This window comes from Paenibacillus solani, from assembly GCF_001277345.1.
In the GTDB taxonomy this organism is placed as follows: Bacteria; Bacillota; Bacilli; order Paenibacillales; family Paenibacillaceae; genus Paenibacillus_AQ; species Paenibacillus_AQ solani.
Window position 1 is genome coordinate 2,163,885 of the sequence record NZ_LIUT01000001.1, and the last position, 18,141, is coordinate 2,182,025.

15 protein-coding genes and 1 pseudogene are annotated in these 18,141 nt (G+C 38.9%); 3 read left to right on the forward strand and 13 right to left on the reverse strand.

Features of this window, described 5'->3' with window-relative positions:
- Positions 1 to 86: 86 nt before the first annotated feature.
- Positions 87 to 218, forward strand: a pseudogene (locus AM231_RS30435) (IS3 family transposase); the annotation flags it as partial.
- A 105-nt stretch (positions 219 to 323) separates the two neighbouring features.
- On the opposite strand, the gene AM231_RS09695 reads toward AM231_RS30435, so the two are convergent.
- From AM231_RS09695 to AM231_RS09750, 12 genes are all read right to left on the reverse strand, one after another.
- On the reverse strand, positions 324 to 1,472 hold the full coding sequence (locus tag AM231_RS09695; protein WP_054402430.1) for a hypothetical protein: 1,149 nt from the start codon (positions 1,470 to 1,472) through the stop codon (positions 324 to 326).
- A gap of 88 nt (positions 1,473 to 1,560) precedes the next feature.
- The gene (locus tag AM231_RS09700; protein WP_054402431.1) at positions 1,561 to 3,492 is read right to left on the reverse strand and encodes a fructose-bisphosphatase class III; all 1,932 of its coding nucleotides are present in this window, start codon (positions 3,490 to 3,492) and stop codon (positions 1,561 to 1,563) included.
- A 215-nt stretch (positions 3,493 to 3,707) separates the two neighbouring features.
- The gene (locus AM231_RS09705; RefSeq protein ID WP_054402432.1) at positions 3,708 to 4,688 is read right to left on the reverse strand and encodes a BtrH N-terminal domain-containing protein; all 981 of its coding nucleotides are present in this window, start codon (positions 4,686 to 4,688) and stop codon (positions 3,708 to 3,710) included.
- Positions 4,689 to 4,731: 43 nt separating this feature from the next.
- Entirely contained in the window at positions 4,732 to 5,685 is a 954-nt protein-coding gene (locus AM231_RS29905; protein WP_242615193.1) for a S41 family peptidase, read from the reverse strand.
- 12 nt (positions 5,686 to 5,697) lie between these two features.
- Positions 5,698 to 6,459, reverse strand: a complete 762-nt coding sequence (locus AM231_RS29910; RefSeq protein ID WP_054402434.1) for a hypothetical protein — start codon at positions 6,457 to 6,459, stop codon at positions 5,698 to 5,700.
- 431 nt (positions 6,460 to 6,890) lie between these two features.
- Positions 6,891 to 8,273, reverse strand: coding sequence for a helix-turn-helix domain-containing protein (locus AM231_RS09720; RefSeq protein ID WP_054402435.1), 1,383 nt, complete (start codon positions 8,271 to 8,273; stop codon positions 6,891 to 6,893).
- Positions 8,274 to 8,797: 524 nt separating this feature from the next.
- Complete coding sequence (locus AM231_RS09725) at positions 8,798 to 10,558, reverse strand: S41 family peptidase (RefSeq protein WP_054402436.1); 1,761 nt, start codon at positions 10,556 to 10,558, stop codon at positions 8,798 to 8,800.
- A 159-nt stretch (positions 10,559 to 10,717) separates the two neighbouring features.
- The gene (locus AM231_RS09730; protein ID WP_054402437.1) at positions 10,718 to 11,884 is read right to left on the reverse strand and encodes an MFS transporter; all 1,167 of its coding nucleotides are present in this window, start codon (positions 11,882 to 11,884) and stop codon (positions 10,718 to 10,720) included.
- 87 nt (positions 11,885 to 11,971) lie between these two features.
- Complete coding sequence (locus AM231_RS09735; protein ID WP_054403600.1) at positions 11,972 to 12,283, reverse strand: ArsR/SmtB family transcription factor; 312 nt, start codon at positions 12,281 to 12,283, stop codon at positions 11,972 to 11,974.
- An 89-nt stretch (positions 12,284 to 12,372) separates the two neighbouring features.
- The gene (locus AM231_RS09740; protein ID WP_054402438.1) at positions 12,373 to 12,765 is read right to left on the reverse strand and encodes a hypothetical protein; all 393 of its coding nucleotides are present in this window, start codon (positions 12,763 to 12,765) and stop codon (positions 12,373 to 12,375) included.
- Positions 12,765 to 13,349 (reverse strand): UbiX family flavin prenyltransferase, encoded by a 585-nt coding sequence (locus AM231_RS09745; RefSeq protein ID WP_054402439.1) that lies wholly within the window; start codon positions 13,347 to 13,349, stop codon positions 12,765 to 12,767. Before AM231_RS09745 ends, AM231_RS09740 begins: the two co-directional genes overlap by 1 nt.
- A gap of 56 nt (positions 13,350 to 13,405) precedes the next feature.
- Positions 13,406 to 14,836, reverse strand: coding sequence for a UbiD family decarboxylase (locus AM231_RS09750; RefSeq protein WP_082341587.1), 1,431 nt, complete (start codon positions 14,834 to 14,836; stop codon positions 13,406 to 13,408).
- Positions 14,837 to 14,998: 162 nt separating this feature from the next.
- Here AM231_RS09750 and AM231_RS09755 point away from each other — a divergent pair, with 162 nt between their 5' ends.
- Positions 14,999 to 15,895: a LysR family transcriptional regulator gene (locus AM231_RS09755; protein WP_054402440.1), complete on the forward strand. Its 897-nt coding sequence runs from the start codon at positions 14,999 to 15,001 to the stop codon at positions 15,893 to 15,895.
- 205 nt (positions 15,896 to 16,100) lie between these two features.
- On the opposite strand, the gene AM231_RS09760 is transcribed toward AM231_RS09755, so the two are convergent.
- On the reverse strand, positions 16,101 to 16,361 hold the full coding sequence (locus AM231_RS09760; protein WP_054402441.1) for a hypothetical protein: 261 nt from the start codon (positions 16,359 to 16,361) through the stop codon (positions 16,101 to 16,103).
- A gap of 230 nt (positions 16,362 to 16,591) precedes the next feature.
- Here AM231_RS09760 and AM231_RS09765 point away from each other — a divergent pair, with 230 nt between their 5' ends.
- The gene (locus AM231_RS09765) at positions 16,592 to 18,085 is read left to right on the forward strand and encodes a peptide MFS transporter (protein WP_054402442.1); all 1,494 of its coding nucleotides are present in this window, start codon (positions 16,592 to 16,594) and stop codon (positions 18,083 to 18,085) included.
- Positions 18,086 to 18,141 lie beyond the last annotated feature (56 nt).

The following is an 18,141-nucleotide window of genomic DNA, read 5'->3' on the forward strand; positions in this document are numbered from 1 at the left end:
ACAAAAAGTATGTCTCGTGTAAGCCGGTGTTTGGACAACCAACCCATTGAACGATTCTGGGGTACCTTTAAAGCAGAGAAAGCTTTTATCTGGAGAAGTACGATACGTACGACAGTCTCCTTCGTAGTGTAAGAATTTATATCCATTATTACAATAATTTTCGATACACCGAACGACTAAACGGCTTATCCCCTAACGAATATCGACGAGCAGCTTAATTAAGAAAAATATCCCCTCAGTCTTGATAACCCGAGGGGATATGGAATACTGATGATTTTGTTTTTAAGNGTTTCTGGCTAACCTAATTATACGTAATTAACTAGTTATCTATAAATCGTGGCCAAGAAGATTTGTCCATCCTCTTCCTCATAATGAAATGACAGTTTGCCTGAACCGAAGTTGTAGATCATATCATACACGCCATCGGCTTCATTGAGATACTCATCATTTGGTTTTCCAAGCCACAATTTTACTGTAGACGGATACAAATTTCGTTTTTCAGCAAAAAGGTTGAATACCATAACTCTTGCATTGGAATCCAGCTCATGGAGATAGTAATCGAAGCCAATCGCATAGTTTGGATAAACATAGAAGGCACCCCATTCACCGTTCTCCCGCAGCTTGGCTTTTTTAAGCGTACTTTGAAGCGATTTATGAGTCATGCCAAGCTTGATCCCTGGCTGGTCGGGAAGAGTCCCTTTCTTTGCAGCAGCCTTCAGGCTTTCAAGATAAGCACGGTCACCCATTCCCGAGTTAGGCCAGGAGGGATGATTATAATCCATGTACCGTGTGTCCGCCAAACGCAGTTCCAGCTTGTTCACGTTAAGTTTGAATGTATTTACGGCATACTTGGTAACAGCGTTATTGTAAAACTTGAACTGTACCCGCGCATCTGACAGCATGCGCACACCGTCTCCCCGTCCTGCAGGATAGTAGTCATCCATTTTTTTGCCATTGTGATTGACGAACTTCACGGGCATCAGCGATCCCGAACGAATAATAAAGGGTTTAGCCAGATTAAAATTGGATGTTCCCCATTCCGTGATCATCAGAATATCCGGTGTCCCCTTTTCTTTGCTTTGAACGGTATAATGCCATTTCTGAGGCATCGTAACCGAATGCAGGTCAAGGTTCACGGATTGTATCGTACCATACGACGCTCCTTTTTTGACGAGTGCTGCTTTATATGTACCTGTGTAATGCTTGTCCCCCGGCTTATTTCCGGTCCAATTGTCCTTTTCGGTCAAGGTTGATGATTTTTCATCTTGAGCGAAAATATAAACCGTGTAAGAGTTCTGATACGCATCCCGTAGAATAAAAGACAATCGGCTTATCTTTTTTAATTTTTCTACAGGCATGCTCTTTCCTTGTGCTTGTGCAAAATCTGCTGACACGAATATGCAAACTCCTGCCAAAATAATTGTCAGCAGAAAAGTGCACAACCATGTTTTGTTGCGAATGTTCTGAATCATCCTTCGTTTTCCCCCTGTTAGTTGAGATGATATGTATGTTGTGCCGTATTTGAGTTTATCATCTCTCATGGGGATTTCCTATACAAGTTCAAACCATGTTGCGATATTCCAGAAGATTCATCAAATTAGAGATTTTATGCAGCAGCTTCTTCCCGACATTGGTTTCCCTCACCAGCTTCCGCTCCAGTTCTTTGTCCACCAGTCTTTTTACAGACAATACGTCCGTTCCGTTACATAACACGTCTTCTTTTGAATTAAATTTCTGATGGGCGACGAGCTGCATGCCAAAGGAATTATACAACAAGGTATATCCGGCGATTCCCGTTGTGGATTGATAGGCTTTGGAAAAACCGCCGTCAATGACGACCATTTTCCCGTTTGCTTTAACGGGATTCTCTCCACGGATTTCTCTAACTGGCGTGTGGCCGTTAATGATATGTCCTTGATCCGGATTCAAACCAAACTCCATCAGGATTTTCCGGCAGATTTCCTCATTTTCACGCAAATGGTAGTAAGGGTTCTTTCTTTCCTTATGGGTTTCTTTATCTTGGATAAAGTATCGTTCAAATGTGGTCATTTCTCTCTTTCCAAAGAGCGAGGAACATTCTCCTGTCCAGATGTACCATACCATATCCGTAGCCAAATCATACGTCTCTTCCGGATGTGCAAAGGCGTAACGCAAATAATATTCAAAAACATCGATAAGGCGACGTCCCGAATACGTCTTGTCTTCAATTTGCATTTCTTCCATGTTTCCTTTTTCATCCAAAGGAATACAACCATGGATTAACAAATTCCCGTTGTATTTTAAATAAAAGCTGCCCTTTTTCATAAGGAAATTCATATGTCTCGCCAGCTTTTCGGAATGCTGAACGGAGAACAGCAGCTTTTCCATCACCTGCTGTTCTTCCTCCAGCAATTGTTCAGGCTGCTGTGGATTTACAGCTCTGAAACAGGTGTTTTCCAGTGGGTAAGTTTTTCCGCGGATCTTGATCTCATTTTTGCCGTAATCGATCTGCTCCAGCATAAGCCTGTCAGACATATTAAAGTATGGGCGTCTCTTGACGATCGGGATTTCAAGCTTAAACTGGATCATGGCAATGGCTTGATGAATTTTGGTAATCTGCAGGATTTCCTGCTCCGATACGTTATGTCCAGCTTGCAGTTTCGGTCTGAAGGCCGGATTGTCATCATAGTATTTCTCCGCCAAGTTTAGCAATGGGCGAAGATTGATCCCGTAAACATCTTCAATGATGTCCAGATTGTCGTATCTGGCGCAGATCCGGATAATATTTGCAAGGCAGACTAGGGATCCCGCATAGGCACCTATCCACAGGACATCATGGTTCCCCCACTGAATGTCTACAGAATGGTAGTTGATCAGCGTGTCCATAATTTTATCGGGGTCCGGCCCGCGGTCATAGATATCTCCGACCACATGAAGATGATCAACCACCAGGCGCTGGGTCGTATAAGCAAGGCCAATAATGAGCTTGTCTGCCTGGCCCAAGGAGATAACTTGCCGGTATATTTCCTCATAATACGGATCCTTATTGTTGGTCGAATCGGTTTTGTAAAGTAGCTCTTCTACAATATATACAAACCGCTCCGGAAGAGCTTTACGCAGCTTCGAACGTGTATACTTGGAAGAGGCATAAATAATGAGCTTAAGCAGGTGTTCAATCGTTTGTCTATACCATCGGTTCAAAGCTTGTTTATTGCACAGGTCACCTTTAACCAGCTGTATTTTTTCTTCTGGATAATAAACTAACGCCGCAAATTCATTGATTTCTTTATCCGTCCAATCCTCACGGAACAAATCTTTGATTTTTTCTTTAACCATACCCGATCCGTTTCTTAATACATGCTGAAAAGCCTGGAATTCCCCATGCAAATCACTGACAAAATGCTCAGTACCCTTAGGAAGATTACAAATCGCTTCAAGGTTGATGATCTCTGTTACGACTTTTTCTTCCGTATCATATTGCTGGGCCAATAAATCTAGAAATTGTGCATCCAAAACAGATGTCCCCCTCAAGGAAATATGATGATTTATGCAAAAGGAATATTGCCACTCTCGAAATGACATCCTAACAGGTCATTCATGCGGTCGATGTTACGCTCCTTATGTAGTATAGTTAACCAAAAAAGTAAAATTATTTGTGTGGTGGTATCAAAAACGAGCTTATATACACATAAAAAAACCAGAGACCGTGGGGGTCCTGGTTATTGTCATCAGATCTTTGATAGTTGGCTCATTGCTTCATATTCTTTGCTAGATAACTCCATAAGAAGATCTGAAGCCTGATTTAAGAATCGTATTTCATGAGTTTCGCCCGCATTTCTGATAAGATTAGATACTTCCTCCCACATCGGAGCAATTTTGGTAAAGAGATTATAGGCATTTTGTAGAGGAGCATGTTCAAGCATAATCAAACACTCTTTTAAGAAATCTCTGTACATATTTCTAAAGAGAGAACCTCCGGTTCCCCCACGCTCCATTAGAGTCGCTGTAAGGACTAAATCATCTTCGATTTTTTCACTTCGCTCAAACCAATTTTTAATCTCTACACTTGTTTTCTTAATGCCTTTATAGCCCAAGTTTTTTATAGGAGGATTTAGATAATCGATGGCATTACCTTTGATTGCTTTAATAATGACATCCCTTAAATTTGAAACATCCCCTTCTTTCTTAATTGTGTAAGATAGATTTTTTGAGGACATCGGACCTTTTTCGTTTCTCGCCAGTGCTAAATTACGAAGACTCGTTTTTACCATACCGCCCTGTTGTTTTGTATCTACTAAGTAGGCATAGCAATCGTCATATCCATACATGGCCACATAATGACCTGCAAAATGTACCTTGTTTGTGAAATAATCAAGATGATAACTGTCAAGCTTCAAACCTACAATAATTCCTTTATCGATGTTCTGCTTAACATTTTCCCATGCCTTCTTACAGGAGGAAGTCTCCTTAACATCCATCTGTAAATTTAAGTTACTGACAATCTTTTGGGTAAGCAGATCTGGTTTCACTCTTCCCCCGATAAACGGAAAGTCCATACTTTTCATGTCCCAATAGATATAGCCTAGTCCTTCACCAACTCCGAACAACATGGCCTCAGACATTTCAATTCCTAAACTTTTTAGCAAGGTTCCGGTAGCCGTAGTCTCACAGTGTTGGCCTATAAAAGGTGAAAAACTGTTAATGATCATGGATCCACTCTTCTTTCGTCATTTTTTCTAACCTAATATTTTGTCATATCCCATCTATAATCAATTCAACAGCTCTTTCAATGTACTCGTCTCTGCCTTCCATAAGGCCTTCAATGGTTGGATCAAGGCGAATATCTGGCTGCAAGCCTACTCTTTGCGTTGGTTTTTTTTCTGGATCAAATACACCGAATCCGCTGATAGCGGTTTTTATTTTTCCTGGAAGCATGAAGATACGGATATCACCATCCGGCCCGGCTGACGGCCTTCCGAGAACTATGGAATTATCAGCATTTCTAAGGGACATTGTTGCAAACTCCCCTTGACTCGCGGTATGTTCATTGATTAAGATCACTACTTTTCCTTTATAAACCTCATCATTTGTTTCTTGAGGTTTCCCTGAGATCATGGGTTCAATATAATAAAATTCACCGGGGATTGCACGATTGGGGGCTGATGCTGTGGCAAATATTTTTTCTGATGGAATGAGATATTTGGCTAATTCATAAGTAAGTGAGCTAGATGGGTAGTTTCTTAGGTCTACAATAAGACCTTTCGTGTTCCACCACTTCTTCATGATTTTATCAATCTCTCCATATTTCAAGAGACCGGCATTGATATAGTAGATTTCTCCATTCTCCAATTCCTGTGATTTTGTGTCAATCATGAAACTAATATCTTCTTGACTGCCTACTGAACTAATATTCATCGTATTACCGCGCCGAACGACGGTAACGTCCGTATTCTTCTGCTCTATTCGGAATAGATCCAGAAAAAACAAACTGGCTGTATCTTCTCGCGACTGTGAAATATATTTCCTTCTATCGTCTAATAATTCATCGATACTTTTGTCGCCTACAGTTAATATAATGTCTCCGACTTCAAGTCCACATTTGCGAATCACTTTACTTATAACAATTTGATCATTAATCTCAATAAAGTTTACGGGCAGCCGATATGTACCGTAGTAATCAGTAATTACCTCTCTATTTTTGCCCACCAAAATAGCATGTCAATCATGTATTTTAGTTGTCAGTTCCACTAAGGTCATGAAATAAGAATCATAATCCGACCCATCAATCATTTTGGGGATGAAAACGAGAAGTACTTGCTCCCAATCCTCACCGATGACATCTTTATAGGGATAGTAATATTCAATAATGTTCCAATAGCGGAATAAACTCATCAACCTGTAGCCTGTATCATCGAAAATCATATTCGAGTATGGGTTTTCTTTATCCACAAAACGAACATATGCATGTTCACGTTTTGATATATTAGAATCCAATAGCTTGGACAATTCAAGACTCAGTTCTGTTCCGAGATATTTCTCATCTTTGCAACAATCTGTGGATGGACTAAGCTGTATGGAATCTTCAGAAAATTGATATTCTGTTGCAAGCTCTCCAGGAATAGATTCGCTACCTAATGAATGAACCCACCCATAGAGAATGGAGTTAACATCCGAGTCTTCTGCTAAAATAGATGGTATAATCCGAAAAAGCTCATCATCCCAATTTATTTCTCCAGATACAACCTTGGGATGATAATATTTCACCACTCCCCATACCTTACTGGGCTTAGCCAGGTCCTCGATCTTTTGCTCAGAAAGGCTGGAGAATTTCACTCCACTTCCTGTATCAAATTTGCGATCCTTCTCTCTCTCGAGTTGATTGCTCTCTTGTGATGTAGAACATCCTGCGAAAATGAAAATAAACAATACAGTGAAAAGTACAAGGGACTTCCAACTTCTCCTTGTTTCTTCTCCCACCATTTTCCCCACCTTTCAGCTCAATAATTTATACATTTTCTTTCTTGCAAATAAAAAGCCCCAGCCTTAGATATATTACTTATCCTAGGCTAGGGCGTATGTTGTCTGAGCTTTAATTCTGGTTATTCAGATGGTATTCATAAAGGTGATAACCCTGTATCAATAATATTTGTCTATCTCATTCTACACTTAACTGCTGGATGGGTAAGTTTTCGGTGCACGTGTCGGATCAATTGGTTCTTTAGCTTCGCGATGATTCTTAGAAAGCAATGAACCATTTCCCTTCAATTGAAATGGTTCATTTAAAGCTTTTATATAGAAGGTTTGATCTCTAGGTACCGCCTTCTCCCCATCCATGGCTTAATGTCGTTATTCCGGAACCAGGTTTTGGATTAGTTACTACTATTGGTCCTTCTATTTGTAGAAATATAAGATTAAGACAACACACTATAAGAAGAGTAGCGGTTATTTTTTTCATGGAGATTTTTCACCTCGTTTACTAAGTATTTGTATTTGTTTTCTTCATCTGAAGTAGACAATCCTCTATTTTGCTCAAAAATAGTCATGCACCTGATTATGTTTTTGTCGTTATTACAATTCACGGAAAATTCCAATCCTTGCAGTATGGTTTCTATGCCCATCTCCGGTTTATGTCTCAGATAATAGATGCCTAACTCGGTCAATATTCTTGAGTGCTGTTCCAAAAGGATGGACTCACTGAAGTTTGGTAATTTTCTGTATATAATATAATTCGAAAAGCGAGACAATGCTTCATCAATATTTGTCTCGTATTGATTTGCGACAGTAAGTATTGTGTGAATTGCTAACGGTATCTCTCTATCTTTTTCCGCGACCCAGTTAATGTAATCAGGTAATACTTGTAATTCTCCTGACTTCAAGCGATACAGAAGCCGATTCACATATGCCCATTCTTTGAATTGATTGCTTATCTGATTAGCTTCAGCTGTGTTCTCCTCAATCCACTCTGTATCCTCATATAATGATACATAAAATAAGGCCTGATCAAACTGTTCGTGTTCTTTGCACACATTTGCCCGCATCAGATGGGAATAAAGAATGTAGAAATAAGCCGGGCGGTTGTTCTTTTGGCGTAGGTAGCTATTTTCTTTCTCGAGCTCATACTGGATTTTAGCGTTGCGAAATAAATCTTGCGCGAGCACATCAACCTTATTCCAACGACCTAACGCACCATAAACATGTGCCAAATCTACAATAGCACCGAGTCGATCAATCAACTCCAGACGATCCACATAATCTTCGAATAGGGTTGCTGCTCTATAGTTGGAGTCCAAATCCTCATTCAGTGAAATATAGAATATTCGGTACTGGCAAAGGGCTAACCTCTCAGAATGTTGAAACTTCTCACTCACACTAATCCCTCTGTACATGACGCTAGCTGCCAGGTATCTTTTCTGGGTAAATAAATCTTCCGCAACGTCAAACAACATGGGGATGTAGTTAAGATCCTCAAGAATATTATTGACGATCCTCTCAATGCAGTCGACCCTATCCAAGTCAGCACAGCGATATAAAAAAGGCCTTATTCTACGCCAAGTCACTTTAGATTGATATAAACATATTTCAACATATGCGCTGAAAAAGTAGTCTTCAGGCAACCCCATAGCTGCTGTGATATTATCCAATTCTCTCATCGACATCGGTCTTGTACCATTCATTATACGGCTCAGGGAACCTGAATTAATCCCAGAAATCGTTGCGAAATTGGAAAGTGATATATTCGAATCTCTTAGATAATTCTCCAACGCGGTCCTTACTATAGAAATCTGCTCATTCATTTAATTCACCCCAAAAATTACATTTCTGGATAGTATGAAGAATTAATCAGCGGTTAATTAACTATAACATAAATTTACAAACCGAGATATATTAACCTTAAATGTTCCAATACGCTAACGTCTTTAAAGGTTCTTTTGACTAGTGTGTCTCGATAACAAATCTTGTAGCCAGTGTTCGAAACAGTCCAGAAATAGTAGCATTTTTATGTCTCAACAACGGGAGTTCTTATATAGAATCTGATCGATAATGGTTTCAATTTCTTGTCACAACGCTAGCACAACAAATGTATCGATAAAAGAAAAAAGTCGCTAAAATAGCGACTTTCAATGGCACAAATTCATGAATCTCGATTGCCCACCAACACGAAACTGATTAATAGAACCCGTCTACTCCTCATCCTTCCTCCCTTATAATTAGGTCTCGGAAGCACATAGGGCTTGTACACACAAATAAATTTTCATATCTAATGCAATCTTCTCTTATAGTGTTTGCTATTTTTGATATAGAACTGTTAAGAAATAGTTTAATTTCCCTGTTTAATCAATTCTACAGCTTTCTCAATATACTCGTCTCTGCCTTCCATAAGGCCTTCAATGGTTGGATCAAGACGAATATCAGGCTGCACTCCTACTCTTTGCGTTGGTTTTTTTTCTGGATCAAATACACCGAATCCGCTTATACCTGTTTTGATATTTCCAGGAAGATAAAAACTAACTGCATCACCATCAGCTCCGGCAGTTGGTCGCCCAAGAACTATTGAATTTTCTGCATTTCTGAGCGACATGGTTGTAAGCTCACCATGACTAATCGTATGTTCATTGATTAACATCACTAGTTTCCCTTTATAAAGTTCTTCATCTTTATTATCTTGATGCTTCCCTGAGACATTAGGCATCAGATAATAAAATTCACCAGGTATAACAGGATTAGGGAATGACATCCAGGCAAACTCTTTTTTGGAAGGAATCAGATATTGAGCTAACGTATGGGCTATTTCGCTAGCAGGGTAGTTTCTTAGGTCAAGAATCAAACCTTTAGTGTTCCACCAATCATTCATAATTTTATCAATCTCTCCATCTTTCAAGAGACCGGCATTGATATAGTAGATTTCTCCATTCTCCAATTCCTGTGATTTTGTGTCAATCATGAAAACAATGTTTTGTGGACTGCCTACTGCACTAATGTTCATCTTATTTCCCCGTCGAATGACGGTAACGTCTGTATTCTTCTGATGAGTTCTTACTGATGCAGAAAAGAATAAGCCGGACGTGTCTTCTCGAGACTGAGAGATGTATTTTCTTCGATCTTCTAACACCTCATCGATACTTTTGCCACTAACTTTTAATACAATGTCTCCGACTTCAAGTCCACAATTATTTATTACTTTACTTATAACAATCTGATTGTTAATTTCGATAATGTTTACGGGAAGCGAATACGTTCCAAAATAATCAGCAACGGTAGTTATTGCCCCTCTATTTTTGCCCAACAAATAAACATGAGAATCATGTATTCGAGTTGTTAGTTCTGCTATAGTCATGAAATAGGAATCATAATCCGACCCATTAAAAAATTTGGGAATAAATTCCATAAGTACATGATCCCAATCCTCTCCAATCACATCTTTATAAGGATAATAATATTCGATAATATTCCAATAACGGAATAAACCAAGTAGTCTATAGCTTGTGTCATCAAATTTCATACCATAATATAAATTTTCATTTGCCATAGAAGGATAAGGTGAGTCATCCTTAAAACTAACATATGCATGTTCTCGTTTTACAATATTAGATTCCAACAGCTTGGATAATTCAAGACTCAAATCCTTACCTAGATATTTCTCGTCGTTACACCAATCTGTCGTTGGACTCAGCTGTATGGAATCTTCGGGATAGTGATATTCTGTTGTAAGCTTTCCAGGAATGGATTCGCTGCCTAAAGAATGAACCCACTTATAGAGAATGGAGTTTACATCCGAGTCTTCTGCTAAAATAGAGGGCATGATCCGAAAAAGCTCCTCATCCCAATTTATTTCTCCAGATACAACCTTGGGATGATAATATTTCACAACTCCCCATACCTTACCGAGCTTAGCCAGATCCATGATCTTTTGCTCAGAAAGGTTGGATAATTTCATTTCACTTCCCGTATCTAATAAAAGCTCCTTTTCTTTCGCAATTTGATTACTGTCTTGTGATGCAAAACATCCCGTAATAATGATTACTAACAAAACACTGAAAAACACGAAAACCCTCATGCTTCTTCTTTTTTCTGCTCCCACCTTTTTACCCACCTTTCAGCTCAGTTTTTTTTCTTTTTGTCTTTCTTGCAAATAAAAAACCCCAGCCTTAGATTGCTCTTATCCTAGGCTGGGGCTTATGTTGTCTGAGCTTTAACCCTGATTATACAGATAATAACAAGATAGGTGAAGTGCCCGGCATCAAGATGGTTGACTACTAGATTTGAAATGTTTCACTTTTATTATGATCAATAATATTGAAAGCAGTGTGAATAAGATGCCACTCCAGATCAGCTGGTGAATTCCTAATTGAGAAATAAACCAGCCGCCAATAGAAGTTCCTAAAGTAATTCCGAGATTTGAAAACGAAACGAATAAACTGTTGCCGAATTCAGGGGATTCTTTTGCCTCACTCATTAACCACGCCTGACCTACGATTAATCCACCTGAATGAATGATTCCCCAAATAAATACCATAAAAATCATGGGAGCGAAATAAGACCCTAAATAGTAAATCAATAAATAAGCTAATAAGTATGCAATTAGAAATGATATAACGGTATTTACGATATTTTTTTGCAAAAAGGCTCCAAACAAATGATTACCTGCAATCATAATGACGCCGAATATGAGTAACATGATACTGATGAGTGAGCCATTCATGTTGGTTACTCTTGCAAGGTACTCAGAAAAGTAACTATAAACCGAAAACATGGCTGCAAAAATAAACACAACCGCTGCAATATTTAACCATAACCCCGGCTTACGTAAGATACCAATCTGTTTTCCAAAGGACAATTTTTCTTTTACGGGCATAGACGGAAGCAAAGTAAGGATCCCTATAAAAGCAAGTGTGTTTACCATCGCTCCAAACAAGAAAGCAACTTCCAAGGAAAACTGTTCTGCAAGATAAGAAGTCAATGGTACACCTAGAGCAAATCCTACGGTAACTCCAGAGAATACCTTCGTAATGGCTTGGCCGCTTTTCTCTGGCGGGACAAGTGAAGCTGCAGTTACAAGCGCTATTGAGAAGAAAAGCGGATGAAGCGCTGCAGGAAGGATACGAAAAATAAGCATGACTTCAAACTGTGTTGTAAAAGCATAAATAATATTAGAAATAACGAACATGAATATTGCTGTTAGTAATAGTACCTTACGGTTAATCCCAGATACTAGTATGATTAGAAATGGCCCAGAGATCGCAACTACAAGAGCGAATACACTTACTAATAAGCCCGCTTGTGAAGTTGAAATAGTAAATTTTTGTGCTATTTGTGGTAATACCCCGACAACACTCATTTCTGTTGTGATAATTCCGAATATACCTAATGCCAGGATAATAATAAGCAAAGGGCTTACCTTTTTCATATGTGAAAACTCCATTCTTTTTATGTATAATATATTAATATCTAGATATATAGATATGTTATTTCAAAAAAAGTCCCTCCTCTCTATTTATAATTTCTTTTGTACATAGTCGGCGAACTCTTTTATTGTCTTTTCATTGCGGCGATAATACGTCCATTTTCCAATACGTTCGGATTCTAATAATCCTGCATTTTTCATCGTTAATAAATAACTAGAAATAACCGACTGCGCCAGTCCCGTTTTCACTTGGATTTCTCCAACGCATACTCCAACTTTAAAACTAATCCCTTGCTGTAAATAAGGCTCCTCATCAAAATGATTCTCTGGCTCTTTCAGCCATAATAAAATTTGCTGTCTCGTTTCATTTGATAATGCTTTATAGATTAGTGAAGGTTCCATAACCAATATTATATCTACTTTTATAGATTTGTAAATATGTTTTTTCAGTCTATTGGTTGCAGAAGTCGATGAATAAATTATCGATTCGCCTAAATATCACGAAGCAGCGATGTACCTAACATCTCTTTTCCTAAATAGCCGCTACAGATGACAGGGCGGTTAATGATTTCATACAATTTTTTAAGATCCGATATGTACTCCTGGGTCCATGTTTCAAACGAATCGAATTCTTCTTTAGAAATTTGGTGGTACTCCGGGGAGTCGGTTACCCCTGTTAGAACCTCATATGCATAAATATTGTCGCCAAACATTCCTACTGATTGGTATCTACCAGTTTTCAGTCGGATATAATCGGTATATCTCACGGTCATCACGTATCCCTTCCTAGGTTTCCAAGCCAGCAAAAGCTCTGCTTCTCCACAAGCTTGATTGATCAGATCGAGATGTGCCGTCTCCACTTCCCAAAGCCAAAGCTCGTCCACTAGTTTTTTAGTATAGTTTCTTCGCCCCAACGTTCAAATTCACCAGTATCTATATCAAAAAGGTCTAGTACTCTTCCAACCGTTTGGTTAACAATATCATCTAATGTATTAGGTCTTGTGTAAAATGCAGGAACAGGTGGGAATATAATTCCGCCATTTTCTGTGACAGCTTCCATATGTCGAATATGAGATAGTGATAAAGGTGTTTCGCGCAACATTAGGACTAATCTTTTTCGTTCTTTTAAAACAACATCCGCTGCTCGAGCGACTAAATTATCAGTCATACTATACGCTATTTGGGATAACGTTTTAATTGAACATGGAGCAATGATCATACCCATAGTTTGAAAAGATCCACTCGAAATAGCTGCTCCAATATCCTTATGAGAATAGGTAACATCAGCTAGTTCCCTTAATTCTTTAATATTCATGTCCGTTTCATAATTAAGAGTCATTTTAGCTGATTGGGAAACAACAAGATGAGTTTCAATATCTAAACGTCTAAGAACTTCTAAAAGGCGGATTCCATAGACAATACCTGTTGCACCACTTATAGCGACAATCATTCGTTTTTTTACGCTCATATACTCGCTTCCCTTAATATTATGTGTGAGTCACAGTATTTCAATACAGTTCGAAATCAATCCTCAATCTCGTATTTCTCCAAATCTACATCCTGGATGTCAAGACGTTCAAACTCCCAATTTCGTGGGTATGGCGCTGTAGCGTCAATACCAATTTTTGTCCCTAAACCTTCGTCTGTTATGGGATTAAGCTCGTGACCACGTGCATCTGGTATAAGGATCATATCTCTATCTGGATCATGCCGTGTAGCAAGTGCCCATTCCATATCTTCTGGATTGTAAATATCTACATCCTCATCCACTACAGTTACACGACGTAAAGGAGGAAACGCAGCGAACGTTGCCATTATGGCATTCATTTGTACACCTTCGCTACTTTTTTTAATCTGAATATTCGCATGATAAAATCCACAACCACCATGTGATAAATGAACGTCCAAGACATCGGGTATCATACTTGAAACTTTTTGATATATGCTAGTCTCAGCCATGAGTCCTACAGCATTAAATACTTCTTTGCCGGCTACAATAGTATGAAATACTGGTTGCTTTCGACGTGTTACAGCTTTGACATTGACTACCCAGCGATCATCCGCAGAAGCATAATAGCCAGCAACCTCTCCAAATGGTCCTTCATGTTCTCTTACGTTTGGTATTATTTCTGCTTCTATTACGTATTGAGCATCAGCAATACCTTCTACATCGACACTTTGAGAACGAATTAACTTTAATGGTTCCCCTAACAGTGCTGAAGCAATTCCTAATTCATCATGATCGATTACAGCAACGTTACTTGGGCTCGTTGCTGCAAAATGTACAGGTAATCCTACGCCAACATTTATCGTTATTTCTAATGGTTTTCCTAGTTTTTCTACCTTTTCATAATATTCACGTAAATGTCTACCCAAATCCAGCTGCATGGTCATACGATTTGGTCCTGCCACCATACAACGATGAATGGATGCGTTTCTTATCCCAGTTTCAGGGTCTTTTGCAATTAATACAGAGGAAGTCAAATAAGGACCCCCATCCTTTAAACCATGTGTTGGAATAGGAATGTCGGCTAATAAATCATTTTTGTTTTGTACAATTACTTCATTTGCTGGCCCATTATCAACTACTATTGGATTAAGAGGAGTTTCACGCCACTTCTCTATAGCCTTAGATATTAATTCAGGTAGATCTTTTTCATTAACATTGAAGATTTTTGCCAATACTTTACGACTCCAGTATAATCCTGTAAATAAAGGAGTATCCGAATCGTGTAAGTTTTCAAATAAAACGGGCTTACCACCGTCATAAAGCTTTGCAATTCCAGCTACTTCATGCTTTTTATCAACTGAAGATTTAACCCGTACAAGCATATCCTCTTTTTTTAAAAAATCTATGACACCTTGTATATCAGCGAGATTTCTTTTTGCAAGATCAAAGCTGAAGGAAGGTTGGATATCTGTTTTTTGCAGATCCTTGCTCTCTACATTATTCATTACTAAACACCCCTTAAACTTATATTAGGGTTAGGGAGAATTGGTTTCAAAACTTCCTAGCTCTTAATTTAATTTTACATTTACGAATAATCATACGTAAAATATATATAATATTATAGTGTCATATATAATATATATGCATAAGGAAGAAAGGTTGAGATTATGGATTTAAAAAAAATAATTTATTTTGTAACAATTGTTGAGGAAGGACAAATTACACGTGCAGCAAATCGTTTGCACATTGCTCAGCCACCCCTAAGTATGCAATTAAAGGCTTTGGAGGAGGAGCTAGGAGTAATTTTAATTAACCGTGATAAAAAGGAGTTTGAATTAACTCGTTCAGGAACTACTTTTTATAGAAGAGCCAAAGAAGTCTTAGATTCTATTGATGGGATGATAACAGAAGTAAAAGAGGAGCAGGAAGGATTGAGAGGTAAGCTATCTATTGGTACAGTGAAGTCTTGTGTACCTTATCTTCTCCCCTTGTTAAACAAATTTAAAGAAAAGTATCCTGATGTTACTTTTCAACTCTGGGAGGAAGACTCTCAAAGGCTAGAGGAACTACTGTTGAGTAGAAAAATTGAACTCGGTATTGTAAGATTACCATTGCAATCTCAAGATGTTAAAAATATAAATAGCCTTTCCATTTATCCTATGCATTCAGAACCACTTGTAGCTATCCAACCAAAAGATTGGGATAAGTTTGAGAGCGATGTAATTACTATAGAGGAGCTTAAAAACTCTCCTCTTTTAATACTACATAGTCAAGGTGATATATATATCTTTCATAAATTTGTTGAGACATGTAAAACCCATGGATTTACTCCAAACATCATTTGTGAAAGCTCGGACGTTTCTACACTTATGAAATTAACAGAATTAGGTGTAGGTATAGCAATTGTACCTAAGGTAGCTATACATCTACTACAACCGGAATCGCTATCTTATTTTGAAATCGTTCCTAAAATAAAATCTGATACTGCACTTATTTGGATAGACAATAAATATATGTCTAAAGCCGCACACAACTTTAAAGAGCTTGCAACCAACTTATTTTAGGTATTTTTTGAATGTGAATTAACTCCAAAATATAAAATAAAGGTTGATTTTAGAGTTGCTTTTATGGGTACCTTGCATCTAGATGGTAAATCCGTTGACCACGGCAAGACTTTGTCGATTTCCTCTTTAGTGTTAAAAGGACGCATATCTTTGCCGTAAACAAAAGAACCATAAGCTTCCCGTTTTGGCAAACTTATGGTTCATATCACAAAAAACAACAAATTTCCTTTCGCTCGCGGTATAGCCAGAACGCATCACAAGCTCCGGTTAACACATTCTCTTTTAAACGGTCGAGAGAAATATCGATCAGTTCGTGGTCCTCATTATGATCTCCATCACTCAGAAACTTGTAATACGTAGCGGCGTTCACGCAAACGCCTATGGCATCAAAAAACGATAATCCAATGTCCAAAGCCTCGTGCGCGTTAATATTCTCCGTATCATAAATCGCAATGCCCTTAATCAAGACAACTCCTCCAATTATTCAATACTTATACTAAAGCAGCCCCTTTAAGCTTGGAAAAGAACAAGCAGGAACCATTGTAATAGTAAAGATTGTTATTTGTGATATACTTTTTATCCGCCCTCGAGTCTTATAAAGGTATGAAAAGTTTGAAATTACTTATAATTGATTACATTACTAAGGAATAATGCTTTTAGCAGAACATTGTTTGCACCAAGGAGGAAGTTAACAGCATGTCAGATTTAAACAAACAAAAAATTGTTGAGAGCGTTCCGCAACAGGGTTTTTTTGGACATCCCAAAGGGTTGTTTACGCTATTCTTCACCGAGTTTTGGGAACGATTTTCCTACTATGGAATGAAAGCAATCCTTCTTTATTATATGTATTACGAAGTGAGTAAGGGCGGACTTGGCCTGGATGATAACACGGCTCTTGCCATTGTGTCCGTCTATGGCTCACTCGTCTATATGTCCGGAATTATTGGTGGATGGTTAGCGGATCGAATATTCGGTGAGTCCAAAGCTGTGTTCTACGGCGGGATATTAATCATGCTCGGGCATATTACCTTGGCCGTCCCCGGCAGTTTGACTTTATTTTTTGTTTCCATGGTCCTGATCGTGCTCGGTACAGGTTTGCTCAAGCCTAATGTATCTAGTGTGGTAGGAGAACTATATAGTGAGCAAGATCAGCGCCGGGATGCAGGATTCAGTATATTCTATATGGGCATCAACCTGGGGTCATTCATCGCTCCGCTCACCGTGGGAACCATCGGCATGAAGTATAATTTCCACCTGGGCTTCGGCCTCGCAGCCGTTGGTATGTTGCTAGGATTGATCATGTTTGTCTTCACCAAGAAGCGAAACCTCGGCCTTGCAGGTACTTACGTAGCAAGTCCGCTATCACCTGAGGAACGAAAAAAAGTGTTCCGTATCATCGGTGCCGGATCCTTGCTTCTGGCGATTATCATAGCAATTACCATTCCATTAGGTTGGTTAACATTTAATTCGCTTATCGTGATCATAGGCATTCTGGGAATTCTGATTCCAACCATATATTTCGTTGTTATGTTCCGCAGTCCACGAACCACAAGCGCTGAACGCTCTAGACTTATCGCATATATTCCGTTATTTATTGCAGCGATTATGTTCTGGGCGATTCAAGAGCAAGGGTCAACGATCCTTGCCAATTATGCGGATAAACGGACGCAACTGGATTTTGCCGGTATTCGTATATCTCCAACCTGGTTTCAGTCTTTGAATCCTTTATTTATTATCATTTTTGCTCCTGTATTTGCCTGGTTATGGGTGAAGCTTGGCAAACGACAACCTACGATACCGAAGAAATTCGCCTTGGGATTATTGTTTGCCGGTTTATCTTTCCTGGTAATCCTCTTACCGGCTTATTTGGGCGGCGAGGATGCCTTGGTTAATCCTTTGTGGCTCGTTCTTAGTTATTTCATCGTTGTTCTGGGGGAATTATGCCTGTCCCCTGTAGGACTGTCCGCTACGACAAAATTGGCACCCACTGCTTTCTCATCGCAGACCATGAGCTTATGGTTCTTATCCAATGCGGCTGCCCAAGCGATTAATGCACAAATTGTTAAATTCTATTCACCTACCACAGAGATGCTATACTTTGGTGTCATCGGAGGGGCGGCAATCCTGCTCAGTATTGTGCTCTTCTTGTTCTCCTCGAAAATCCAGGGGTTTATGAAAGGGATACAGTAACAGGACAGGGTCCGGATTCCGAAAACAAAAAAGAAGTCCAATTAATATCATATCCG

Bases quoted from the DNA above. Each gene is read 5' to 3' on its own strand.
- AM231_RS09765 (WP_054402442.1), top strand. From the start codon at position 16,592: ATGTCAGATTTAAACAAACAAAAAATTGTTGAGAGCGTTCCGCAACAG.
- AM231_RS09720 (WP_054402435.1), bottom strand. From the start codon at position 8,273: ATGAATGAGCAGATTTCTATAGTAAGGACCGCGTTGGAGAATTATCTA.
- AM231_RS09745 (WP_054402439.1), bottom strand. From the start codon at position 13,349: ATGAGCGTAAAAAAACGAATGATTGTCGCTATAAGTGGTGCAACAGGT.
- AM231_RS09750 (WP_082341587.1), bottom strand. From the start codon at position 14,836: ATGAATAATGTAGAGAGCAAGGATCTGCAAAAAACAGATATCCAACCT.
- AM231_RS09730 (WP_054402437.1), bottom strand. From the start codon at position 11,884: ATGAAAAAGGTAAGCCCTTTGCTTATTATTATCCTGGCATTAGGTATA.
- AM231_RS09755 (WP_054402440.1), top strand. From the start codon at position 14,999: ATGGATTTAAAAAAAATAATTTATTTTGTAACAATTGTTGAGGAAGGA.
- AM231_RS09735 (WP_054403600.1), bottom strand. From the start codon at position 12,283: ATGGAACCTTCACTAATCTATAAAGCATTATCAAATGAAACGAGACAG.
- AM231_RS29910 (WP_054402434.1), bottom strand. From the start codon at position 6,459: ATGGTGGGAGAAGAAACAAGGAGAAGTTGGAAGTCCCTTGTACTTTTC.
- AM231_RS09695 (WP_054402430.1), bottom strand. From the start codon at position 1,472: ATGATTCAGAACATTCGCAACAAAACATGGTTGTGCACTTTTCTGCTG.
- AM231_RS09705 (WP_054402432.1), bottom strand. From the start codon at position 4,688: ATGATCATTAACAGTTTTTCACCTTTTATAGGCCAACACTGTGAGACT.